Genomic DNA, 22,751 nt, shown 5'->3' with positions numbered 1-22,751 from the left:
CACATGGAGGTAAACAGAATATTCACCGGAAAAGGAGGGAAAAAGCATGGTAAATCCGCTCATAAAAGAGGCAAAAGAAAAGATGAAAAAAACACTTGAAAAGATCGAAGACGAGTTGAAGAAGATGAGAACTGGGAAGCCTTCGCCTGCCATTCTAGAAGAGATCAAAGTCGAATACTACGGTGTTCCCACGCCTGTCAACCAGCTCGCTACGATATCCGTTTCGGAAGAAAGAACCCTCGTTATTAAACCCTGGGACAAGAGCGTTCTGTCCCTGATAGAAAAAGCCATAAACGCTTCAGATCTGGGTCTCAACCCCGTAAACGACGGGAACGTGATCAGGCTCGTATTCCCCACGCCAACCACAGAGCAGAGAGAAAAGTGGGTCAAGAAGGCAAAGGAGATAGTCGAGGAAGGAAAGATCGCCATCAGGAACATAAGAAGAGAGATAATTAAGAAGATCAAAGACGATCAGAAAGAGGGGAACATCCCTGAAGACGATGCGAGAAGACTCGAAAACGAGGTGCAGAAACTGACAGACGAGTTCATAGAGAAACTGGACGAGGTGTTTGAGATCAAGAAAAAGGAGATCATGGAATTTTGAGAATTCCCCAGCACGTTGCGATCATAATGGATGGAAACGGTAGATGGGCAAAAAAAAGAGGGCTTCCCAGAATAAAAGGGCACGAACGTGGTGCCCGTGTGCTTCATAACACAGTGAAATGGTCTCTGGAACTTGGGATAAAGTATCTTACGGCGTATTCTTTCTCCACGGAGAACTGGAAGCGCCCTAAAGAGGAAGTGGAGTTTCTGATGGATCTGTTCGTTCAGATGATAGATCGTGAAATGGACCTTCTCAGAAGAGAGAAGGTAAGGGTGAGGATCCTCGGAAGAAAGGAAGGACTTCCAGAAGGTGTTTTGAGAAAGTGGAACGAGGTGGAAGAAAAGACGGCTTCTTTTGACCGTATGACGCTTGTGATAGCGTTCAATTACGGGGGAAGACGGGAAATTCTGGACGCGATTGAAAGGATTTTGAGTGATGTAGAGAAAGGAAAGAGGATCGTTCTCAACGAAGAGACGTTCAGGGATTATCTTTATCTGCCGGACGTTCCCGATCCAGATTTGATAATAAGAACATCGGGTGAGCTTCGTCTCAGCAATTTTCTGATCTGGCAATCCGCTTACTCTGAACTCTACTTCACCAGAAAACTTTGGCCGGATTTCACAAAAAGAGATTTTCTGAGGGCGATAGAGAGTTATTCCAGAAGGGAAAGACGGTTTGGGGGTCTGGGTGATGGATGATCTGAAAACCAGGGTAATAACGGCAAGTGTTGTGGCACCGTTTGTTGTCCTGTGTTTTGTGAGTTATGAAAGTCTTGTAGGACTTGTTTCTGCCATCGTGATTCTTGCAGGTTATGAACTGATCACCCTGGAGCTGAAAGAGCGTGATGCGAGGTTTTTCTACGTGATACTCCTTGCGGTCTATCCCGTTCTGTATGGAGTGGTTTTCAAAGAACCAGTTCAGCCATTTTCCCTTGTTTTCATAGTCGGAGTGGTGTTTTCTCTTGCAACCGACAAAGATCCATCTCAGGTGTTCAGAACAGTTTCAGTTTTTTCCATCGCACTGGTGTACGTCTCTTTCTTTTTGAGTTTCTTCTTGCCGATATATAGTGAGTTCGGTGCTGCCAACGCTCTTCTTGTTCTCACGTCCACCTGGGTGTTCGATTCTTTCGCTTATTTTACGGGTTTGAAATTCGGAAAAACCAGAATCTCTCCGCACTACAGTCCACGAAAGAGCCTGGAAGGGGTGATCGGTGGTTTCCTTGGTGTTCTGATATACACGTTCCTTTACCGGTTGATCGTCAGCAACATCCTTTCTGTGAACGTGATAGACTACAGAACCTTTCTTCCCTTTGCCGGAGTAGTGGCGGTCATGGATACCTTTGGAGACATATTCGAATCTGCTCTGAAAAGACACTACGGAGTGAAGGATTCAGGGAAAACCCTACCGGGTCATGGTGGTATGCTTGACAGGATAGATGGCCTTCTCTTTGTTGCGCCCGTCAGCTACATTGTATTCAAAATATTCGAAGGAGTGGTGAGATGAGGTACATGACTTCCGAAGAGATAAGGGAAGCCTTTTTGAGATTCTTCGAAAAGAAAGGTCACAAGATACTTCCGAGTGCCTCTCTCATACCGGACGATCCCCAGCTTCTCTTCACAGTGGCCGGGATGGTTCCTTTCAAGCCAATTTTCTGGGGAAAGGTGGAACCCGTTTACACAAGGGTTGCAACCTGTCAAAAGTGTTTGAGAACGGTTGACATAGAAAACGTGGGAAAGACACCCAGACACCACACCTTCTTCGAGATGCTCGGGAACTTCTCTTTCGGAGACTACTTCAAAGAGGAGGCCATAGAATGGGCCTGGGAGTTTCTCACACAGGTTCTCGGTGTACCCGAGGAAAAACTCTGGGTTTCCGTTTATGAAGAAGATGAAGAGGCTTTCAGGATATGGAACGAAAAGATCGGACTTCCCGAAAAAAAGATCCTGAGATTTGGAAAGGAGGACAATTTCTGGGGGCCGGCGGGTCCGACGGGCCCGTGTGGGCCGGACACCGAGATCTTCTACGACACCGGGTACTCAAAAGGATGCCCGGAGGGGGAAGAGTGCACACCCGCAAACTCCGAGGGGCGCTTTGTGGAAATATGGAACCTTGTCTTCACAGAGTACTATCAGGACGAAGAAGGAAAGCTACATCCACTTCCCAGGAAAAACATAGACACCGGTGCCGGACTTGAAAGGTTCTGCGCGATGATGCAGGGAGTCTACAGCAACTTCGACACAGATCTGTTCCAGCCGATAATAAAGGCGATAGAGGAACTGACAGGTGTATCCTACAAGACGGATGAAGAAAAAGACATCTCCATCAGAGTTATAGCAGATCACATCAGAGCCATCACCTTCCTCATCAGTGAGGGGGTCTTTCCTTCCAATGAAGGAAGGGGTTATGTTCTTCGAAGGATCATAAGACGGGCGATGAGACACGGGATACTCCTTGGTATGAACGAACCGTTCCTCTACAGGGTGGTTGATGCCGTTGTGGAAAAGATGGGTAAGGTTTATCCGGAGATCATACGTGGGAAGGATATGGTGAAAGAGGTGCTTTCTTCAGAGGAAAACAGGTTCTTGAAGACACTGGAGCAGGGTATGAGGATCTTCGATGAGCTGGTGGAAAAGAAGGGAAAAATAGACTCACAGGATGCGTTCAGACTCTACGACACCTACGGACTTCCTCTTGAACTCACACTGGAGATCGCAAAGGAAAAAGGCGTGGAGATCGACGTGAAGGACTTCGATAGATACATGAAAGAGCAACAAAGAAAATCCAGGGAGGCCATGGGAAAGGTAGAATTTGCAAGAAGATACGAGTACCTGGAAAGCCTTCCGGAAGGTTTCAAAACGGAGTTCACCGGGTACGAACGCCTCGAAGACGAAGCAGAAACGGTTCTCATAACAAAGGAAAACAGACCGCTGGAAGAGGCAAAAGAGAAAGACACGGTGGAGGTGGTCTTTTCCAGAACACCCTTCTACGCAGAAAAGGGTGGACAGGTCTCTGACGTGGGCATGGTGGAATGGGAAAGTGGAGAAGGAAGGGTTGAATACGTCTTTGAAGCCCTGGAAGGAGTAGTTGTGCACAGAATCAAGGTGTTGAAGGGGGTTCTTCGAAAAGGTCAGAAGGTCTTTTTGAAGGTGGATAGGAAAAGAAGAGAAGATACAATGAGAAACCATACTGCTACGCACTTGCTCCACGCTGCCCTGAGGAAGGTGCTTGGAGAGCATGTGAGGCAAGCAGGGTCACTCGTTGCTCCTGAACGATTGAGGTTTGATTTTACCCATTACAGGGCACTCTCTGCGGAGGAGATAAAGAAGGTAGAAGACATGGTGAACGAGTGGATCATGCAGGCAATTCCCGTTGAGGTGAGATACACAAGTTACGAAGAAGCCGTCAGATCAGGTGTCATAGCGCTCTTTACGGAAAAATACGGTGATGTTGTCAGGGTGGTGGAGGTCCCGGGCGTGAGCAGGGAACTCTGTGGAGGAACCCACGTGAAGAACACGGGACAGATAGGTCTCTTCAAGATAGTGTCGGAAGAATCTGTTTCTTCCGGTGTGAGAAGAGTGGAGGCGGTAACAGGTTTTCATTCCTTGGAGTTGATCAGAAGATACGAAGATGTGATGATGAGGTTGAAGGAACTTCTCGGTGCCGGCGAGAACGAAATAGTGAGTAGAGTGGAAAGTCTTAAAGAGAAAGTCAGAGAACTGGAAAGAAGACTTTCTCAGGGAAGGGTTTCCGAAGAGAGAATCTCCGAGAAGAAGCTGGACGATGGAGTAAGGCTTTTCTATGGTGTTTTTGAAGGAGTAGAGCCGAAGCACCTTGGAGGAATAGCCGACAACGTGTTGAACAGGGAAAAAAGTGGTGTAGTGATTCTGTTCAGCCGTTTTGGAAACAAAGTGTCTTTTGTGGTGAAGGTTTCAAACGATCTTATAGGAAAATACGATGCCTCTTCAATAGCCAAAAGTATTGCAAAAGAACTCGATGGAAGCGGAGGAGGTAGAAAGAACTTTGCCCAGGCAGGAGGGAGACGACCTGAGAGGTTGAACGAAGTTTTGAATCGCCTGGAAGAGTTTCTGGGGTGAAGTTTTGTGGAACTCCTCGTTGATTCTCATGAACTGAGAGAGTGGCTTTTTTTACTCGACAAACTTGTTGGAACTGTGGAACCGAGTGCAAGGTTCGTTGATTTCTTCTTCAGGGATGGGCTCTGGCTCAGAGCGAGTGATAACTGTGCGAGCGTGGAGGTGTTTCTGGGAAAGATCCCGCGCTTTGAAGGAAGCAGAAAGGTTTCTCTGGATCTGCTCAAGTTCTTCTTGAGTGATGTGAAGGTCAAAGAGGTGTACATCACAATTTCACAAGACCATCTTGTTTTGAAAGCAGGAAACGAAGTGCTGGATGTCAGATGTAGAGTAGGAGAGGTCCCACTTGAAGACGGAAAAGAAGAGTTTCTCTGCACGCTCTCAAAACGCGAGTTCGAAAGCTCCGTCAATTTCGCAAGTTCAAATCTGGACGAAGGGGAATTTCTTGTTCTCCTTTTCGAGGAAAAAGATATTCTCATGTTCGGTCCCTCTTCGGAGATAGTGACTCTCTCTCAGATCTCTGCTGTTCCCACAACCTCCTTTTCCCTGAAAATACCTTATGTGACGGTGAGACACGTTTTCAAAGCTCTTCAAAGGCTGAACGTTCAGAGCCTGGACTTCTACGAAAAATCAGGTAAATTGGTGGTGAAATATCCATATTTCGTAATGGAGATCTGTGGAGACAGGGTGAGTATAGAGGAAAGAGAAACTCTCAAGCGAGTCCTTTCGGAGAGAGTTGTCGAAAGGTTGGAATCGAAAAAGGAAATTCTTGCCAAGCTCGTGAGAAAGGCAGCTGTTATCTCAAAAGGCTCTTATGCTACACTTTCAAGAAAAGGTGAGGTCATGAGAGTGGTCGTGAAGAAAAAGAATCTGAGCTATACAGCGGAACTTTTTGTAGAGCCGGGTAGAGACTTCCTCGTGGTCTTTCCATCGAAGAAATTGAGGAGCGCTCTTGCTCGAATGGAAGGGGAAAAGATCATCCTTGAGCTCACAGAAAGATTTTTGAAGATCACAAATCTTTCAGGAACTCGCGCTGTTTTTCTTGAGCTTGAGGAGTTCGCTTAATTCTTCTTCAGAAAAGGTGTACTTCGTGCTGCACCACTTGCAGATCACTTCTCCTTTTCCTTCTTTTTTCATATCTTCCAGTTCCTTTTCGGCCAGTACAAGGAGTGCGGATTTTGCTTTTTCCCGGTTGCAATCGCATCTGTACTTTATCTCCGCGGTTTCGACGAATCCCACCTTTTCTCCGAAGATTTTCTCTAGAACGTCCAGTGGTTCTGTCTCCTGAAAAAGTTTTGTGACGTAAGGAAGGTTCTTTATGTTGTTTTCTAGCATATCCACTTTTTCCTTTTCAAGGGATCTATCCAGAATTTGGACGGCAAATCCTCCCGCTATTTTCACGCCCTTTGAATCCATGAGAACACCGAGGGAAAAGGCAGACGGGATTTGCTCAGAAACGGTGAAGTAGTAGGCAAGATCCTCTGCAATCTCTCCGCTGACAATTGGTACCTGAGAAACGAAAGGTGTTTTCAAACCGAGGTCTCTTACGACTCTGAGGATACCTTTCCCGATGGCACCTGAGACATCGAATTTTCCCTTTTCGTTCAAAGGAAGCTCCACACTGGGATTTGCAACGTACCCTCTGACGGTGAATTCACTCGTCGATTGTGCAACCACCCTCTTTATGGGACCGTCTCCCTCCATAATCAGTGTCCACCGATCTTTTTCTGAAAGCCACGGTGTTACCAGTGCTGCACCGATGAGTGCCCTCCCGAGCACCACCGTTGCAAGATAAGAAAGATTGTGGCGTCTTCGGGCTTCTTCCACTACTTCTTTCATTCGAACAATGGAGAATCTCACCTTGTGATCGAACATGGTGCCGTAGTAGATCATGCTATCCTCTCCCATTCCTTTGCAATGAGTCTTGCAAGTTCGAGATCACTTTTGAAGGTCACCTTGAAGCAGAAAAGATCTCCTTCGACAACGGATATCTTCACTCCGAGTCTGTGAACGGGTTCTGTGTCGTCAGCCCACTCTTTTTCCTCACTGTGGGCTTTCTTCAGAAGGTCGTACGAGAAAGCCTGGGGCGTTTGAACTCTATAGATGCCCTCTCTTGGAACGTACTCTATTCGCGAATCATCGAGTCTTATGAGTGTGTCTGAGTTTTTCAGAGCAAGAGTGGCTGCCCCTGTTTCCTGTGCCTTTTTCAAGACCTCTTCGATGTGCTTTCTCCTCAGAAAAGGACGTGCTGCATCGTGTATGAGTACGTACGATGGTTTGATGTTTTCAAGGAATTTGAGGGCATTTCTCACACTCTGGCTTCGGGTGTTTCCACCTTCTACGATCCCAAGGATCTTTTCGTGCCTTGCTTTCTCTGACACATAGACTACCCAGTCTTTTGACACCACGATCACAACAGCGTCGATGACATCGCTGTCTAAGAGTGTTTTGAGAGGGTATTCGAATAGCATTTTTCCTTCTATTTCAATAAACTGTTTGGGGATCTTTTCTCCGAGTCTTTCTCCTTTTCCAGCAGCAAGCAGTACCGCAATGTTCATACGTTTTCTGTCTCCTTTTTCTTGCTCTTCTGGTACTGATGGAAGTAGTTGAGCTTCAGTGTTGCGATCACTCCCTCCATTTCACGACATGTCTGCTCGTCTACCAGGTCTTTGATCTTGTTGAAAATCGCGTCCAGTGTGTCTATACCCAGTCGGGCTTCACCGAGGTCCTGGTAGAAGTCTCCGTACTCGTCCTCCGTGAGGCCCAGTCTTGCCCAGCACCTTGCACTTATGGTGCTGAAGAAGAGGAGGATAAGATCCTTCATGGAGAGTTTTTCCTTCTTTTCCTCCATGGATCTTCACCTCCTCTCGATCTTCAAACCGTACTCATCTGCATCGACAACGATGTGGTCCCCTTCTTTAATTTCACCCTCCAGTATCTTATCGGCAATCATGGATTCCAGTTCGAGTTCGATGATCCTTCTGAGTGGCCTTGCACCGAGTGAAGGGACGTACCCTGCTTCAGCTAGATACTCTTTTGCCCTTTCGGTGAGTTCAAGGGTGATTCTTTTGTCTTTCAGTATATCTTCGAGCTGTTTTACCATGATTTCGACGATCTTCTTCACCTCATCCATCGTCAGAGGTTTGAAGTAGACGATCGCATCTATTCTGTTCAAAAATTCTGGTTTAAAGGTATTTCGAAGTTCCTTTTCTATCTCGAACCGAACGTTTTCTTGGGATTCCAGGATCTTTTCGCTTCCAATGTTGCTCGTCATGATGACGATCGTGTTTCTGAAATCAACCGTGTTACCCTTTCCGTCAGTCAGGCGTCCGTCCTCAAAAACCTGAAGCAGTATGTTGAAGACATCAGGATGGGCCTTCTCTATCTCATCGAGCAGTATCACACTGTAGGGTCTTCTTCTGACGGCTTCTGTGAGCTGGCCTCCTTCTTCGTAGCCTACGTATCCTGGAGGGGCTCCTATGAGCCTTGCGACGGAGTGTTTCTCCATATATTCGCTCATATCGAGTCTTATCATTGCATCTTCACTTCCAAATAGCACATCGGCGAGAGTTCTTGCAAGCTCCGTTTTTCCAACACCGGTTGGTCCCAGAAACAGGAAGACTCCGATCGGTCTTCTTGGATTTTTGATACCCACCCTAGCCCGTCTGATAGTACGTGCAACTATCTTCACCGCTTCTTCCTGATCCACCAAACGTTGATGGATCAGCTCTTCCAGTTTGAGCAGCTTGTCTTTTTCAGATTCCATGATACGGGACACGGGAATTCCCGTCCACTGTTCCACGATCTTCGCTACAACGTCTTCGTTGACCACAGGCTCTATCTTCTCTTGGCTTTTCCGTGCCTCTTCATACTCTTCCTTCAGCTTTTGAAGCTCCACTTTCAACCTTGCAGCTTCCTCGTATTCTCCTTTCACCACGGCATCGTTTATCTTGTCTTCAAGCTCTCTCATTCTCTCTTCCAATTTCAAAATCTCTTCAGATGGATACGAAGACTCCAGCCTCACGTAAGAAGCTGCTTCATCGATCAGGTCGACCGCTTTGTCCGGGAGGAACCTGTTGGTTATGTAGCGAGCGGAGAGTTTTGCGGCAGCCTCAAGAGCATCATCCGTTATTTTCACCTTGTGATGATCTTCGAAGACCTTTCTAAGTCCTTTCAAGATTTCCATTGTTTGTTCAACGGTGGGTTCTTCAACCAAGACTGGCTGGAATCTCCTCTCGAGTGCCCTGTCCTTTTCGATGTATTTTCTGTATTCCTCAACGGTGGTGGCACCTATTATCTGGATCTCTCCCGTTGTGAGCTCAGGCTTCATGATGTTTGCAGCGTCTAATGCACCTTCGGCAGCTCCTGCTCCCACCACCGTGTGCACCTCGTCTATGAAGAGAATGACTTCTCCTTTCTTTCTTTTCAGTTCATCGAGAAGGCGTTTCAGTCTCTCTTCGAAGTCTCCTCTAAACCGTGTTCCAGCAACTAGTCTTCCCATGTCGAGTTTGAGGACCCTCACGTTTCTCAGAAACAGGGGTACTTTTCCTTCAACGATCCTCTGGGCAAGTCCCTCAACAACGGCCGTTTTTCCAACACCGGGATCTCCTATCAGAACGGGATTGTTCTTGGTGCGGCGCGAGAGTATCTGTATCACCCTTCTGATTTCTTTTTCACGGTCCACAACAGGCATGAGTTTTTTCTCGCGGGCAAGCAGAGTGAGATCCACGGTGAAGCGTGCCAGTGCCTCGATGTTCTCTGCCTCGTCCGTTCTTCCGGTTGCCCTTATCTTTCTTATCGCCTCGTACACCCTCTCCGGTGTCACACCGTACCTTGAAAGGATACGAAACGCAGTGGAATCTGGAGAGAGGACCATCCCGAGAAGAAGGTGTTCGGTTCCTATCTTCGAGTCCCCCATTCTCCTTGCTTCCTCGCGTGCCTTTTCTATCACGTGTCTTGCGTCCGGTGTTATGAAGATCTGGGATACGGACGTTCCTTCTGGAACTCTGACACCGTATTTTCCTATGAACATTTCCACCTCGTCTTTCAGTCTGTTTATGTCCACGTTCATTTCTTTCAGAAGTTCTACACCAACGTTGTTTCCTTCTTCAAGGATCGCAAGTAGTATGTGCTCACTGGAAAGCTGATTCTGTCTGTACCTTGTCATTATATCCTGAATACTCATTATTACTTTCTGGGCTTTTTCTGTGTACTCTTCTAGATTGAACATGCGATCACCTCCTCAAAGAAATATTACCACGTGTGTTAATCTTTTTCTTAGCAGACACCAGTGGAGAGGAGATGAATATGAGGCGGAACGTTCTTCTTCCAGTGATCATAGGAGTAGGTGCGGTCGTTCTTGTGGTGTCTCTTGCAGGCAGTGGAAGAGTATGGAAGGATTTGAGGCATCTGGATCTTGAGTTCATTCTTTTGCTTTTTCTGAATTTTCTTGTGGTGATCACCATCGATGCTCTGAGGACTTGCATTCTTCTTGAAAAGATATCCTTCAAAACGTGTCTTTCAAATTCGTTGTGGGGATTCTATGCCAGTACTATAACTCCATTTGCGGCCGGAGGCCAGCCCTTTCAGATCTACCACCTTGTGAAATCCGGTGTTCCTTTCGAGAAAGCGGCTTCGGTGATAGCGGTGAGATTTTTCTCATCGTTTTCCTTTACAGTTGTGTCCGGTTTTTTCTTCTTCCTTCTCTATCTTGATACATTTCGTTCTCTGGGAATCCTGGGAGATCTCTTCTTCATTGGAATCGTTCTTGCTTTCGCTTTTTATGTTTTCATAATGTTTCTTTCCTTCAGCAGAAGGTTTCTTGAAAAGTTTTTTCTGTCCAGATTTGTCATGAAGATCATTGTGTTCTTCTCCAAGAAGAGTAAGGAAGAGGTGGAAGGTCTTATAAGAGAAAGGATCCTGAGCTACATATCTACCATGAAAAAACTTTGGAGGTCCTCCAGAACAAAAACCCTCATCACGATAGCTCTTTCTGGAGCGATGATTACAGCAATCCACACAAGTACGTATCTTTCGATGAAAGCTGTGAATCCATCAATAGAGGTGTCCCTTTTTCAGATAATCACGATTCAACTTGCTTTGAGCCTGGTTGTTTATTTTGTTCCCACACCCGGTGCAAGTGGTGCTGTGGAGATTGTTTACTATGTTGTCTATTCGAACCTCATCAGAAAAACGGATGCAGTCACATCACTCCTCATCTGGAGGTTCTTCAACTACTACCTGTTCATCATCCTGGGAATCATCCTTGGAATTGGCGGGTTAACAAAAAAACCGGAGGAAAAATCCTCCGGCTGATTTTTCTGGTGCCGAGGGCGGGACTTGAACCCGCACGGGCCGAAGCCCACATGGCCCTCAACCATGCGTGTCTGCCAGTTCCACCACCTCGGCAACTCCGAAAGATATATTAGCACAACTTCCTGGACTTTTCAAGTACCCTCGATGGGAATTTTCACCTTGACATGGATCCGAGGTTGTAGTATCATAGTTAAACGGTGATGGGTGCGTAGCTCAGTGGGAGAGCGCTTCCTTGACGAGGAAGAGGTCGCAGGTTCAATCCCTGCCGCACCCACCAGGGGAGCCGAAAGGCTCCTCTTTCTTTTTTAGAGCGAAGAATATGTGCTCTGCCCTCCATAGAATGGCTCTATCTCTGGAAAATTCTTTCTCCATCTCGAAGATCATATCCTCTTTTTCTCTCAGCTGAACCTCAGAGTAGTCAAAGACTCCTATTCCACGCACGTCGATCGTGTCAAAACCCTCTATGGACTCAATATCTTCGGGTTTGAATGCGTAGGAATTGAAGGAAAAAAGCGTGTTTCCTACCTCAAGGGTTTGAGTTTTCAAAAAGCGAGGAATCTTCTCCCAGGCATCTTCCTCTATTATGTTTTGGAGAAAGGTATAGAAGTTGTCCACCGTAGCTAGTAGGAGGCCATTTACTATCAGAACTCTTGCTATCTCGGAAAACGCCTTAATTTTGTTTTCAACGTAACTCAGAACATCCCCCATGGCCAGCACAGCATCAAAGGAACACGAAGGAAAGGGAAGATCTTCTGCACGAGCCTTCAGAAGTTTCTTCACACCCTTTTCTCCTGCGATTTTCAGCATTTCCTCGGAGGGATCAACCAGCGTCACATCAAAGCCTTTTCCCTGAAGAAGCAAACTCCATCTTCCCGTACCTCCTCCAAGATCCAGTACTTTACAAGGCTCCTTTAGGTGTTCACTCAAAAAAGATTGAATGAGTCGGTGATAGAGCCTCCATTTCGGTGTTTCATACATGGAATCGTACTCTTTTGCGATTCTGCTGTAATACTCCCAGGGACTCACAATCATTCTTTCACCTTCAGAAAAACAAGTTCTGTTTCGCCGTAGTCTTTTCTCTTGACGATCTCAAAGCCGGAAAGATTCAAACTGATCCTCTTGCTCTTTTCGAGAATCGCCAGACTGTCTTTTTTCATCACCTTCGGAAGAAGCTCCAGTGTCTTTCCGATAATATCGACGTCTTCGTAGGGAGGATCGAGAAAGATGACGTCGAATTTTTCTTTGGCTGTCTTCAAATAATCTACGGTATCTTTGCAGATCAACTTAGCGGATCTTCCTATTGTTTCAAGGTTTTCTTTGCATATCTTGAGAGCTCTCTTTGATTTGTCAACACACACGACTCTACTTGCTCCTCTGCTCAAAGCCTCACAGCTCACGACACAACTACCACAGAAGAGCTCCAGAAAGCTCTTTCCTTCCACATCCACCATGTTAAAGAGGGCGTTTCTCACAGAAGACATGGTGGGTCTAAAGAAATCTCCTGTTTTCAACTTTCTTCCTCTGTATTCGCCTCCTGTGATTCGTGTCTCTCCCATATGAGACTCATCACTTCCCTAATCTTTTTTTCAAGATCTGGGATCGAAGAGTTGTTTGGAATGACGATTCCCTGAGGAATCACATCTTTTTGAAATTTCAGCCTCTCTTTTGCAGATTCTTTTCTCTCGATGATCTTCTCTTCTTCTGCAACAACGGTGATAATGTGGTCACAGAGCGTGTCCAGTTTCATTCTTCTCAGAAGTGCGGCCTCTATCACGACAAGGCCGCTCCTTTTCTTCACGATATCTTCCACCCTTTTTTTCATTAGTGGATGAACGATTTGTTCGAGTTTTTTCAGTTTCTCTTCGGAACTGAATACGATCTCACCCAGTTTTTTTCTGCTCACCTTTCCATCTTCCAAAATCGACTCACCGAACAATTCGACGAGTTTTTCTTTCACCTCTTCCAGAACCTCATGGCCGATCCTGTCCACGTTCACTACGTAGGCTCCATAGTCCCTCTTCAGCACCTCACAAACGGTTGTCTTTCCTGTACCTATCTTCCCCGTGACACCTATCACCATACTCTCTTTGCCTTCTTTTCAAGTTCTGATTTGAATCTCTCGTACTCATCCATCGCAAGAAATATAACGCTCGAAGTGTTCAGTTTTTCTATTATTTTCGATATCCTCTCCTCAGCTGTGGGATCGTCTGAGACGACGATGTAGGTTCCCTCTTCTCCGAGTGGACCTCCCTCTATGAAAAAGACCATCTCACCCTCGTGCATTACCTCTTCGAAGATGCTCATTCTATGATCACCTTCTTGATGCGATCTTTTATTTCGTACTCGTAACCTTCTCTTCCCATAAGAGCGAATGTGATCTTCTTTCCAAGTTCCACACCCGGCTGATCGAAGGGGTTGATCTCAAGAAGATACCCCATGAAGGCCGTTGCAGCCTCGTAGTAAGCGAAGAACTGACCTACATTGTAAGGGGTGAGTCTGTCGAAGATCACTTTCATGTTCGGTCTGTTGTTCTTCTTGAGGGCTTCCTCTGTTCCTGTTTGTTCTGCAAGAAGAAGTTCAGAGAGTCTTTTTCTTGCAAGGTATTTGAGCTCTTCTCTTCCGGTGTCCGGTATGATTATCTCTCTGTCAAAGTTTTCCACCCTCAGAAATGTTATCACCTTGTCGTTCGGGCCTTCGTTGTAAAGCTGTATCTGAGAGTGCTGATCGGTTGCCCCTATTGCCTTCACCGGTGTCTGGCCCGTGAAGACCTCCTCACCTCTCAGGTTGTATCTCTTTCCCAAGCTTTCTGCCCACAGCTGCCTGTACCAGTCCACGAGGTACGTCATCCTGTTGGAGTATGCCATCATGACGGAGATGTTCTTTCCTCTTTCCAGATAGAGATAGTGTGTGAGGGCGATCATCGCCGCTGGATTCTCGAACAGGTCTTCCTTCCTGCATCTCTCGAACGCATCCCGGGCTCCCTCGTGGAGTTCTTCTATGTCGATTCCCTCTGCCATGGCAGAGAACAGGCCAACGGGTGTCAGCACACTGAATCTTCCTCCAACACCGGGAGGAACCTCAAGACTTCTGAAACCCTCTTCTTTCACCATTTTTCTCAAAAAGCCTTTCTCTGGATCTGTTGTGATGAGGATGTGTTCTTTCGGATCCAAACCGTTTGCTTCCAGAATCCCCCTTATGATCGAGTAGTTCGCCATGACCTCAGCTGTGGATCCGGATTTTGAGATCACGTTGAACAGTGTAGTCTTCAGATCTATCCTGTCGAGAACAGAGGCCATGAGATCAGGATCTACATTGTCCACAACGAAGACTCTCGCATAGCCGTTTCTTTCCTCTCTCGACATCTCGTTCCAGTTCAGAGGTCTCAGCGAATAATGAAGGGCAAGGTTTCCAAGACCAGATCCCCCAATTCCCAAAACGACCACCGTGTCGAAGTTCACCACCCACTCCTCGAGTTCCTTCACCGAATCGATCCATTCTCTGTCCAGTCTGGCAAAATCCGGCGTGTTCTCAGTGAAATTCTTTATCGCCTCTATCACCTTTTCCTTTGCTCTCACCAGATCTTCTTCTCTCAGACCACCGGAGATGTTCGGTTCAAAAAGATTTGAAAAATCAAACTTCAAAGCCATCCTTTTTCACCCCTCAGTAAACTATCAGTGTCTTGATGTCGTAACCTTCGAGCCTTTTTCTCGGGCTCAGGTAGGAAAGTTCCACAAGAAAGGCAAGAGCAGAGATTTCCCCTCCGAGTTTTTTGACCAGCCTTATCAGTGCCTCTGCTGTTCCGCCCGTTGCCAGCACATCGTCCACTATGAGGACTTTCTGATCTCTTTCTATCGCATCTTCGTGGATGTGAAGTTGTTCGGTTCCGTACTCCAGTTGGTACTCCTCGTACACGGTCCTGTAGGGGAGCTTTCCGGGTTTTCTCACGGGAACGAATCCCTTTCCCAGTTTGTAAGCCATGGCGGATCCGAGAATGAAACCCCTCGCCTCGGGGGCAACAACCAGATCGAACTCCCTGTCTGAGACGAGTTCACACATTCTGTCGATGGCCTCTCTGAAAGCCCTGCTGTCTTTGAGGAGTGGTGTGATGTCTCTGAAGATGATTCCTTTTTGTGGAAAATCCGGTATGTCCCTAATGAACTGTTTCAGATCCAATTCAGACACCTCCTATGAACAGGTATTTCTTCTCGTTCGATGGATAGAGTGCAAAGAAAGCGCTCCCACTTCCGGTCATCATTTTTAGAATGGACCCTTCTCCGAATCTTTCCAGACCCTGTAGAACACCGGGATGTTTCTCAAGGAATATCCTTTCAAACACGTTGTACGAGAGTTTTTTTATCTTCTCATAATCTCTTTCCAGATAGGCTCTGTGGAGTTCTTCTATGTCGCCCGGTCCTTTCCCGTACATGTCCGGTGTGAGGAGGCTGTACATTTTTTTGGTCGAAGAGGAAACGGGTGGAACGAAAAGGTCCACAGAGTAGCCCGTTATATCCTGAAGTTTTTCTACGATTTCTCCCTTTCCCCTCACCACGGCCGTTCCTCCGTACAGGAAAAAAGGTACATCGCTTCCCACCTTGATCGCCATCTCAATGAGTTTTTCAAAGGGTACGTTGAACAACTCTCCAAGGTATTTCAAAACGGTGGCGGCGTTTGAACTGCCCCCTCCAAGACCGGATCCGATCGGTATTCTCTTTTCCAGTTTCACTTTTAGCCCGAACACCAGTTTCGTCTCTTCTCTGAAAATCTCGTAGGTTTTCCTGATCGTGTTGTTTTCAGGCAGATCGATGTTGCTTTCCAGAAAGAAACCTTCTTTGCAGATTTCCACTGAAATTGTGTCGTACAGAGAGATCGTTTGAAAAAGCCCGAGTACGTTGTGGTATCCGTCTGCCCTCTTTCCAAGGACATCGAGATAGAGATTCAGTTTTGCGGGTGAAACAAGTTCAGCAGAACGCTTGCTGCTATCTTCGACCATCCCTCCATCACTCCCAGGTATTTCCCCAGTTCATCAAACCCGACGAGATGCCATTCGAACAGTTCTTTTTCTTTCATCGAAATGAACCTACCCTTTCCAGCAAAAAGAGCACCAAGATGTACCCTGCTCACTTCGGTGGAAGAGGAATTTATCAGACCGAGAAACTCCAGTTCCTTCAGCTCGATCTCTGCCTCTTCGTTCATTTCTCGCTCCAATCCCTTCAGAAATGCTTCCTGTGGTGTTTTCCCGTCTTCTTCCCGAACGTGTCCTCCTATTCCAAGAGAATACAGGTTGTGCAATCTCTTCTCCGATTGCTTCGGAGTTCTCTTTGTGAGAAGAACCCTGTTGCCATCCAGTATCACAACGTACGGAATGACCTGCTTTGTCGATTCGTCGTACTCTGCTTCCATCCTCTTTCGAAAAAAACCGTATCTTTTCAGAAAATCGAGAAACTCTCCCAGATCCGTTTTCAGAAAGCCTTCGAACCTTCCGAATTCTCTGTACACTTCCTCTGTTTTCACGACAAGGATTTTTTCGTCTTTCATCTCACTCTCTTCCCACCTCGTGGCCCGGTCTTTTGAAGAAATTCGTCTTTTCTTCGTCTGCTTTCAACTGTTTCCACCTGTGTGCGGCTGTTTCACAGAACCTCTGGAGTATAGCTGAAAGGTCGCTCTTTGTGAGAAGCTCTTCACCTATTTTTTTCTTCAATCTCTCACTCAACGTGTACTCTTCTTTCTCTGGATCGAAACTGATGTCTTCTGTGTAGTCCGCTGCGTCGAAATCGTCCAGAACCTTCTCCAGGAATCTGAGAGCAAATTCGATGAAAACATCTCCCACCTCATCGCTTCTCTTCACGTCGTGGAGCTTTTTTCTGTAGTCTTCGATCAGTTCCTTTTCCTGTTTCACAAAGGAGAGGATCTTTTCACCTTTTTTCATGAAAACCACCCACCTCCGTTCAGATTTTTTGTTTTCTCAGAGCGATGTATCCTACAGTTAGAATGGCTGCCGTTTCGAACCTCAGGATTTTCCTTCCAAGGTTCACTAGGATCGTTCTTTTCTTCAAAAGTTCTTTTTCTCTCTCGGAAAATCCCCCTTCCGGTCCCACAACGATCGTTATACTCCCGGATACATCCATTTCGAGTAGATTGACAGAACCATCCGGATCAAGGGTGATCACTTTCTCATCGAAATCGAGATTTTCCATCATTTTCACCTTTGGAAAGAGGAATCTTCTGCATTGCTTTGCTGCCTCTCTGACCACAAGCAACGATTTTTCCAGACTGACACTGTGCTGAGATCTTTCGAACCTGTAAAGCAGTATTTCATCCACACCGAGTTCCACACACTTTTCTATCAAAAGACGTGTCCTCTCCCATCGACCAACTGGAACGATCACCTTCAGTTTTTCAGAGGGCTCTTCTTCTTTTTTCTCGGTTTTCAGAATTTTAGCAGTTGCTTTGCTTTTTTTCAGCTCAATCAAAACACAGGTGTAAGAAAACCCCTCACCGTCTGTTGCTTCTACTGTTTCCCCTTCTTTCAGTCTCACAACTCTCATATGGTGTGCTTCTCTTTCATCAAAAACGATCTCACCATTTCGCGGTGTTCCGTAGAACAGGTGAGGCATTCTACGGTATCACCTCAAAACCTGTGTAAGGAACGAGTGCCTCCGGGACTTTAACGCTCCCATCTGGCTGCTGGTAGTTTTCCAGAATCGCAACCAGTGTTCTTCCCACAGCAATGCCTGAGCCGTTCAGGGTGTGAACGAGTTCGAGTTTGCCGTCTGATCTTCTTCTGTACCTCATGTTACCCCTTCTTGCCTGAAAATCCGTCACGTTACTGCAGGATGATATCTCCTTGTATGCGTTGTAGGACGGAAGCCACACCTCTATGTCGTACGTTTTGGCGGAAGCGAATCCAAGATCTCCTGTGCAGAGAGAAACGACCCTGTAGGGAAGCCCAAGCCTTTGAAGGATGGTTTCGGCATCCCTTACCAGTTGTTCCAGATCGTCGAAGGATCTCTCCGGTGTGGTGACCCAGACGAGCTCCACCTTGTCGAACTGGTGCTGCCTGATCATTCCACGTACATCTTTCCCGTAACTGCCGGCTTCTCTTCTGTAACATGGGGTGTAGGCAACGTATTTCTTTGGAAGGTCTTTTTCTTCAAGGATCTCACCACTGTGAAGGGCTACTAGGGGTACTTCTGCTGTTGGTATGAGAAACAGATCATCTTTTTCTGTCAGGTAAAGTTCTTCTTCGAACTTTGGAAGCTGTCCTGTGATCGTGATCGTTTCTCTTCTCACAAGGTGTGGAACCCACACTTCCGTGTAGCCGTGCTCCTTTGTGTGAACGTCGAGCATGAAGTTTATGAGTGCCCTCTCCAGTCTTGCAAGTTTTCCGTACATCACCGTGAACCTGGAGCCGCTGAGTTTGGAGGCCCTGTCGAAGTCCATGAGTCCCCAGGCAGGTCCGAGGTCCCAGTGTGCCAGGGGAGCAAAGTCGAATCTTCTCGGTTCACCCCATCTTCTCACTTCAACGTTTTGAGACTCGTCGGAACCAACGGGGACGGATTCATGGGGAATGTTCGGTATTCTGAGAAGAAGGTCATTCAGCTTCGACTGGAGTTCTCTCTCTTTTTCCTCGAGCAACTTTATTTCCTCGCCGATTCTTTTTCCTTCTTCGATCAGCACATTCGCCTCGGAGGATTTTCTTTCCTTTTTCAGCTTTGCCACATTTTTAGAAATCTCGTTCCTTTTTGCCCTGAGTTCATTGAGATTTGTGATCACAGAACGCCATTCGTTGTCGATCTCCAGTATCTTGTCTATGATATCTGTATCTTCGCCCCGTTTTTTCAGGGCATCTTTCACAAAGTCGGGATCCTGTCTGATGAGTTTTATGTCTATCATCCTATCCCTCCTTCATTTCAATTCTATCAGAATATGTACTTCACGAATTTTCTGAGTATGAACCCAAGAAAGATCGTTCCAACGATCATGAAGGTGGAGATGGCGTTCACCGTCGGGGAGATACCGAACCTTATCATGGAGTATATCTGTATGGGAAGCGTAGTTGAGCCCGGTCCTGCGACAAAGAAAGTGATAACGAAGTCATCGATGGACAGGGTGAAAGCAAGAAGAAACGCCGCCACTATTCCGGGAACAAGGTTCGGTATGATGACCCTGTAGAAAACCTGCAGGTCCGTACTTCCCAGGTCATACGCTGCTTCTATTATGTTCTTGTCGAAGTCCTGAAGCCTTGAATACACGATCATCATTGTGTACGGAATGGAGAAAGTGATGTGTGCCAGGATGATGGTGGTAAGTCCAAGTTGCATTTTGAGCATGGAAAAGAGCAGAAGAAGCGATATTCCTATGATCACATCGGGCACCACAAAGGGTAAGTAGGTGAGAAACCAGATGGTGCTTTCAATGCGAGTTTTCCTCCAGTAGAGCTCGACCGCTGTCACAGTCCCTATGAACGTTGCTATCACACTCGAGACGATCGCCACTATCAGTGAATTCTTGAAAGAATTCCACACGGAGTACTCCCTGGTGAAAAGTTCCACGTACCACCTCAGAGTGAAACCCGCCCACGCGGGCGATTTTGCCGCGTTGAACGACATGATGATGACTATGGCGAGAGGCAGATAGAAAAACACCATGGTCAAGATAACCACTGTCTTGATAAATCGACCCGGCGTCAACTTTTCCCTCTCCTTTTCATCACGATTATGATGCTCAGAAGTGCTATTAGTGTGAGGAGATTCGACATGGCGGATGCGACCGGCCAGTTCCTGATGGTCATGAGCTGTCTGACGATTTCGTTCCCTATCATCCTGGAGGAAACGCCTCCGACAAGATCGGGGATCGCATAAGATCCAAGAGCGGGTACGAAGACAAAAACAAAGGCCGTGAGAAGCCCCATACGAACGTTCGGAAGCAGAACCCTTGTGAACGTGTACATCTTGCTGGCTCCGAGATCCAGAGAGGCTTCAAGAATGCTGTTTTCTATCTTCTCCATGGCAGCGTAGAGCGGCAGTATGGCAAAGGGTAAGTAGGTGTAAACTATCACGAGAATGACGGCGAAAGGATTGTAGAGAAACTGCACGGGGCCAAATCCTAGAAGGTTGAGGAACTGGTTTATTATTCCGTTGTTTCCAAGAACGATCTTCCAGGCATAGATCCTTATGAGTGAGTTGGTCCAGAAGGGAACGACCGTGAGCAGAAGAAGGAAGTTCTTCAGGCGGCTCTTCGCTATGTAGAAAGAAACCGGAAGTGCCACGACGAGGGTGATGAGGGTGGCTGTTCCCGCTATCCAGATAGACCTCCATATGAGGTTCAGATACTTTGGAAGATACCTGTAAGCGTTCAGTGTGAAGTTCCACTGGACGCCACCGTAGATCTGTGGTTCCAGAAAGCTGTAGACGAAGATGATGGAAATCGGCAAGACGAACAGAAAAATCAGCCATAGAAGATAGACGTATCTCATTTCAACACCTCTACAATGAAACTGTCATCGGGATCCCACGCAACGAAGACTTCGTCTTCCCATTTTATGATCGGCTCGTCCAGTATGTATTTTGCATGCTGTTTGTAAACTTTCAGTATATAGCCCTCGTCGAGACGAACAAAGTACTTCGTCTGGTGCCCCATGTAGATCTCTTCTTCCACAACTCCGTGAAAGACGTTGAGGGTACCACCAGACTCGAACTTTTTCTTTGATATCCTTATCTTTTCTGGCCTGAGTGTGATAATCAATCTGTCTCCCTTTCTAGCCTCTTTGTCCTTGTAACATCTGAACTCCCCAAGTCCAGGACTTTTCACGACGTAATACTCGTCTTCTACGTCCAGGACCTCTGCCTTCATGAGGTTGGTCTCCCCTATGAAGGTGGCAACAAAAACGCTGGCAGGACTCTCGTAGACTTCATAGGGGGTTCCAACCTGTACGATCTCCCCTTCGTTCATGAGTGCAACCCTGTCTGAAACACTGATCGCTTCTGTCTGGTCGTGCGTTACGTAGATAAACGTGATGCCAACTCTGTCGTGAAGGTTGTCCAGTTCCACAAGAAGTTCCTGCCTCAGTTTTGCGTCGAGGGCGCTCAGTGGTTCATCGAGAAGGAGGACCCTCGGCTCGTTTGCGAGGGCCCTCGCGATCGCTACTCTCTGTTTTTGGCCACCTGAGAGTTGAGAGGGCATCTTGTTTGCGTGTTCTTCCATCCTTATCAGAGAAAGGAGTTCCTCTACTTTCTTTTTTATCTCGCTTTCGGGTAGCTTTTTGATTCTCATGGGAAACGCTATGTTCTCGAACACTGTGAGGTGAGGAAACAGTGCATAGTTCTGAAAGATGATGTTCACAGGCCTTTTGTTGGGGGGCAGGTTCAATATGGATCTTCCATCCAGAAGTACGTCCCCATTTTCCACGTCTTCGAAACCTGCTATCACACGAAGAAGTGTGGTTTTTCCACATCCAGAAGGTCCGAGAATGGAGAAGAACTCTCCCTTCTTTATAGTTAGAGAGACGTTTTTCAGTACATGGAAGTCACCGAAGAACTTGTCAACGTTTTTTATCAGGACCTCTCCGCCTATCAATTCCGTTCACTCCATCACATTATGATTTCAAGCCAGACTTTGTTGTAAAGTTCGAGGGCCTCTCCGACGTCCTCTATGAATTCACAGTTTTTGAGGTCTTCCAGGGTATATATCGGCTCTGTTTCCATGTATTTTCGAGCTTCCACGTTCGGTGAAGGAAGACCCAGGTAATCGGCTATCTTTGCGGCATTTTGTGGTTCAAGAAGGAAGTTGATGAACTCGTATGCAAGATCTACGTTCTTTGCCCCTTTTGGTATCACCATGTTGTCTATCCACAGTGTTCCTCCTTCTTTCGGTATGAAGAAATCGAAGTTTTCCTCTTCTCCTTCCGGTATCCTCTGGTACACATCCTCTGCGTATCCGTGAACCACCCAGTATTCACCGGTAACCACTCCATCGGCATACGACGTGGCATCGAACTTGGCGATGTTCTTTTTCCATCTGAGAACGACCTGTTTTGCCTCTTCCAGTTCTTTAGGATTTTTTGTGTTGACGGAATATCCGAGGTATTTCAGAGCAGCTCCAAGCACTTCTCTCATATCGTCGAGAAGAGTCATCCTTCCTCTCAGATCTTCTCTTTCGAAGATGGACCAGGATTTTTCGTACTCTTTAACGTACTTTTTGTTCACGATGATAACCGTTGAACCCATCATGTAAGGCACACTGTATTCATGGTTCGGGTCGTAAGTGGTCTTTGCAAGAATATCTTTGTCGAGGTACTTGAAGTTCGGTATTCTGGAAAGATCAAGTTTCTGAAGCATACCCTCTTTTGACATGATCGAGACGTAATCACCCGAGGGAAAGATGAGATCGTATCCTTTTCCACCGCCGGCCTTGAACTTTGCGTACATTTCTTCGTTCGATGCGTAGGTGTCATAAATCACGCGGCAGTTGTACTTTTCTTCGAACGCTCTGATCACGTCTTCAGGGATGTAGTCTGCCCAGTTGTAGATGTGAAGGGTGGCTTTTGCAAAGACCATGAAAGACGCCAGCATGAGCAGGGCAAGAAGAAGCTTTTTCATCTTCCATACCTCCTTTCTCCAATATAAAAAGCCAGGCCGTGTAGCCTGGCTTTCTGGAGGCGGCGGTGGGATTCGAACCCACGAATAGGGATTTTGCAGACCCCCGCCTTAGACCGCTTGGCTACGCCGCCGTCCACATAGATATAA

The 22,751-nt window shown here is 46.7% G+C and carries 25 protein-coding genes and 3 tRNA genes; 7 read left to right on the top strand and 21 right to left on the bottom strand.

Translation table 11 applies throughout. From position 1 onward, the window contains the following. Positions 1-46 precede the first annotated feature (46 nt). The 5 genes from frr to AS006_RS07505 are packed head-to-tail and all read left to right on the top strand — an operon-like array spanning position 47 to position 5,757. Entirely contained in the window at positions 47-604 is a 558-nt protein-coding gene (gene frr, locus AS006_RS07525) for a ribosome recycling factor (protein ID WP_101513720.1), read from the top strand. Further along, positions 601-1,302 (top strand): isoprenyl transferase, encoded by a 702-nt coding sequence (locus tag AS006_RS07520; RefSeq protein WP_101513719.1) that lies wholly within the window; start codon positions 601-603, stop codon positions 1,300-1,302. The genes frr and AS006_RS07520 overlap by 4 nt, the downstream gene beginning before the upstream one ends. Beyond that, positions 1,295-2,107, top strand: a complete 813-nt coding sequence (cdsA, locus tag AS006_RS07515) for a phosphatidate cytidylyltransferase (protein WP_101513718.1) — start codon at positions 1,295-1,297, stop codon at positions 2,105-2,107. Before AS006_RS07520 ends, cdsA begins: the two co-directional genes overlap by 8 nt. Continuing rightward, positions 2,104-4,698 carry an alanine--tRNA ligase gene (gene alaS / locus AS006_RS07510; RefSeq protein ID WP_101513717.1) on the top strand — a complete coding sequence of 865 codons (2,595 nt, stop codon included), beginning with the start codon at positions 2,104-2,106 and terminating at the stop codon, positions 4,696-4,698. The genes cdsA and alaS overlap by 4 nt, the downstream gene beginning before the upstream one ends. 6 nt (positions 4,699-4,704) lie before the next feature. Then, complete coding sequence (locus AS006_RS07505) at positions 4,705-5,757, top strand: hypothetical protein (protein WP_101513716.1); 1,053 nt, start codon at positions 4,705-4,707, stop codon at positions 5,755-5,757. Here AS006_RS07505 and hslO read toward each other — a convergent pair. Genes hslO through AS006_RS07485 form a run of 4 tightly spaced genes read right to left on the bottom strand, consistent with a single transcriptional unit; the run spans position 5,713 to position 9,922 of the window. Beyond that, complete coding sequence (gene hslO / locus AS006_RS07500) at positions 5,713-6,585, bottom strand: Hsp33 family molecular chaperone HslO (RefSeq protein ID WP_101513715.1); 873 nt, start codon at positions 6,583-6,585, stop codon at positions 5,713-5,715. The genes AS006_RS07505 and hslO overlap by 45 nt on opposite strands. Continuing rightward, the gene (gene ispD, locus AS006_RS07495) at positions 6,582-7,250 is read right to left on the bottom strand and encodes a 2-C-methyl-D-erythritol 4-phosphate cytidylyltransferase (RefSeq protein WP_101513714.1); all 669 of its coding nucleotides are present in this window, start codon (positions 7,248-7,250) and stop codon (positions 6,582-6,584) included. The genes hslO and ispD overlap by 4 nt, the downstream gene beginning before the upstream one ends. Next, positions 7,247-7,543 (bottom strand): DUF1844 domain-containing protein, encoded by a 297-nt coding sequence (locus tag AS006_RS07490; protein WP_101513713.1) that lies wholly within the window; start codon positions 7,541-7,543, stop codon positions 7,247-7,249. Before AS006_RS07490 ends, ispD begins: the two co-directional genes overlap by 4 nt. A gap of 6 nt (positions 7,544-7,549) precedes the next feature. After that, positions 7,550-9,922: an ATP-dependent Clp protease ATP-binding subunit gene (locus tag AS006_RS07485; protein WP_101513712.1), complete on the bottom strand. Its 2,373-nt coding sequence runs from the start codon at positions 9,920-9,922 to the stop codon at positions 7,550-7,552. 77 nt (positions 9,923-9,999) lie between these two features. Between AS006_RS07485 and AS006_RS07480 the strand changes: the two genes are divergently transcribed. Continuing rightward, positions 10,000-11,007, top strand: a complete 1,008-nt coding sequence (locus tag AS006_RS07480) for a lysylphosphatidylglycerol synthase transmembrane domain-containing protein (RefSeq protein WP_101513711.1) — start codon at positions 10,000-10,002, stop codon at positions 11,005-11,007. 6 nt (positions 11,008-11,013) lie between these two features. Here AS006_RS07480 and AS006_RS07475 read toward each other — a convergent pair. Beyond that, positions 11,014-11,100, bottom strand: a tRNA-Leu gene (locus AS006_RS07475). A gap of 109 nt (positions 11,101-11,209) precedes the next feature. Here AS006_RS07475 and AS006_RS07470 point away from each other — a divergent pair. After that, positions 11,210-11,284: transfer RNA gene (locus tag AS006_RS07470), tRNA-Val, on the top strand. On the opposite strand, the gene AS006_RS07465 is transcribed toward AS006_RS07470, so the two are convergent. The 16 genes from AS006_RS07465 to AS006_RS07390 all read right to left on the bottom strand — a co-directional run bounded on the left by AS006_RS07465 (position 11,263) and on the right by AS006_RS07390 (position 22,735). Further along, positions 11,263-12,039, bottom strand: a complete 777-nt coding sequence (locus AS006_RS07465; RefSeq protein WP_101513710.1) for a bifunctional 2-polyprenyl-6-hydroxyphenol methylase/3-demethylubiquinol 3-O-methyltransferase UbiG — start codon at positions 12,037-12,039, stop codon at positions 11,263-11,265. The two genes, AS006_RS07470 and AS006_RS07465, sit on opposite strands and share 22 nt — an antisense overlap. After that, entirely contained in the window at positions 12,036-12,518 is a 483-nt protein-coding gene (locus AS006_RS07460) for an RsmD family RNA methyltransferase (protein ID WP_233185688.1), read from the bottom strand. Before AS006_RS07460 ends, AS006_RS07465 begins: the two co-directional genes overlap by 4 nt. Continuing rightward, complete coding sequence (coaE, locus tag AS006_RS07455) at positions 12,515-13,087, bottom strand: dephospho-CoA kinase (protein ID WP_101513708.1); 573 nt, start codon at positions 13,085-13,087, stop codon at positions 12,515-12,517. The genes AS006_RS07460 and coaE overlap by 4 nt, the downstream gene beginning before the upstream one ends. Continuing rightward, complete coding sequence (locus AS006_RS07450; protein WP_199167497.1) at positions 13,081-13,311, bottom strand: hypothetical protein; 231 nt, start codon at positions 13,309-13,311, stop codon at positions 13,081-13,083. Before AS006_RS07450 ends, coaE begins: the two co-directional genes overlap by 7 nt. Further along, entirely contained in the window at positions 13,308-14,654 is a 1,347-nt protein-coding gene (locus tag AS006_RS07445) for a glucose-6-phosphate isomerase (protein ID WP_101513707.1), read from the bottom strand. Before AS006_RS07445 ends, AS006_RS07450 begins: the two co-directional genes overlap by 4 nt. A gap of 13 nt (positions 14,655-14,667) precedes the next feature. Further along, positions 14,668-15,180 carry an adenine phosphoribosyltransferase gene (apt, locus tag AS006_RS07440; protein ID WP_199167495.1) on the bottom strand — a complete coding sequence of 171 codons (513 nt, stop codon included), beginning with the start codon at positions 15,178-15,180 and terminating at the stop codon, positions 14,668-14,670. Between the two features lies 1 nt (position 15,181). After that, positions 15,182-15,997 (bottom strand): 4-(cytidine 5'-diphospho)-2-C-methyl-D-erythritol kinase, encoded by an 816-nt coding sequence (gene ispE / locus AS006_RS07435; RefSeq protein ID WP_101513705.1) that lies wholly within the window; start codon positions 15,995-15,997, stop codon positions 15,182-15,184. Further along, entirely contained in the window at positions 15,943-16,542 is a 600-nt protein-coding gene (locus AS006_RS07430; protein WP_101513704.1) for an NUDIX domain-containing protein, read from the bottom strand. Before AS006_RS07430 ends, ispE begins: the two co-directional genes overlap by 55 nt. A 1-nt stretch (position 16,543) precedes the next feature. Continuing rightward, positions 16,544-16,933, bottom strand: coding sequence for a hypothetical protein (locus AS006_RS07425; RefSeq protein WP_101513756.1), 390 nt, complete (start codon positions 16,931-16,933; stop codon positions 16,544-16,546). A 19-nt stretch (positions 16,934-16,952) separates the two neighbouring features. Next, the gene (locus AS006_RS07420) at positions 16,953-17,621 is read right to left on the bottom strand and encodes a 16S rRNA (uracil(1498)-N(3))-methyltransferase (RefSeq protein ID WP_101513703.1); all 669 of its coding nucleotides are present in this window, start codon (positions 17,619-17,621) and stop codon (positions 16,953-16,955) included. A gap of 1 nt (position 17,622) precedes the next feature. Continuing rightward, a complete protein-coding gene (gene serS / locus AS006_RS07415; protein ID WP_101513702.1) occupies positions 17,623-18,900 on the bottom strand; it encodes a serine--tRNA ligase in 1,278 nt (425 codons plus the stop codon). A 26-nt stretch (positions 18,901-18,926) separates the two neighbouring features. Further along, on the bottom strand, positions 18,927-19,697 hold the full coding sequence (locus tag AS006_RS07410) for an ABC transporter permease (RefSeq protein WP_101513701.1): 771 nt from the start codon (positions 19,695-19,697) through the stop codon (positions 18,927-18,929). Beyond that, positions 19,694-20,482, bottom strand: coding sequence for an ABC transporter permease (locus AS006_RS07405; protein WP_101513700.1), 789 nt, complete (start codon positions 20,480-20,482; stop codon positions 19,694-19,696). Before AS006_RS07405 ends, AS006_RS07410 begins: the two co-directional genes overlap by 4 nt. After that, the gene (locus AS006_RS07400; RefSeq protein WP_101513699.1) at positions 20,479-21,582 is read right to left on the bottom strand and encodes an ABC transporter ATP-binding protein; all 1,104 of its coding nucleotides are present in this window, start codon (positions 21,580-21,582) and stop codon (positions 20,479-20,481) included. The genes AS006_RS07405 and AS006_RS07400 overlap by 4 nt, the downstream gene beginning before the upstream one ends. A gap of 14 nt (positions 21,583-21,596) precedes the next feature. Then, complete coding sequence (locus tag AS006_RS07395) at positions 21,597-22,604, bottom strand: extracellular solute-binding protein (RefSeq protein WP_101513698.1); 1,008 nt, start codon at positions 22,602-22,604, stop codon at positions 21,597-21,599. A gap of 54 nt (positions 22,605-22,658) precedes the next feature. Beyond that, positions 22,659-22,735 (bottom strand) — tRNA-Cys (locus AS006_RS07390). Positions 22,736-22,751: the final 16 nt, after the last annotated feature.

Origin of the sequence: Thermotoga sp. SG1 (assembly GCF_002865985.1) — a bacterium.
Classification (GTDB): Bacteria; Thermotogota; Thermotogae; order Thermotogales; family Thermotogaceae; genus Thermotoga.
Note: the sequence above shows the minus strand (reverse complement) of the source record. Positions and strands in the feature narration are given on the sequence as shown.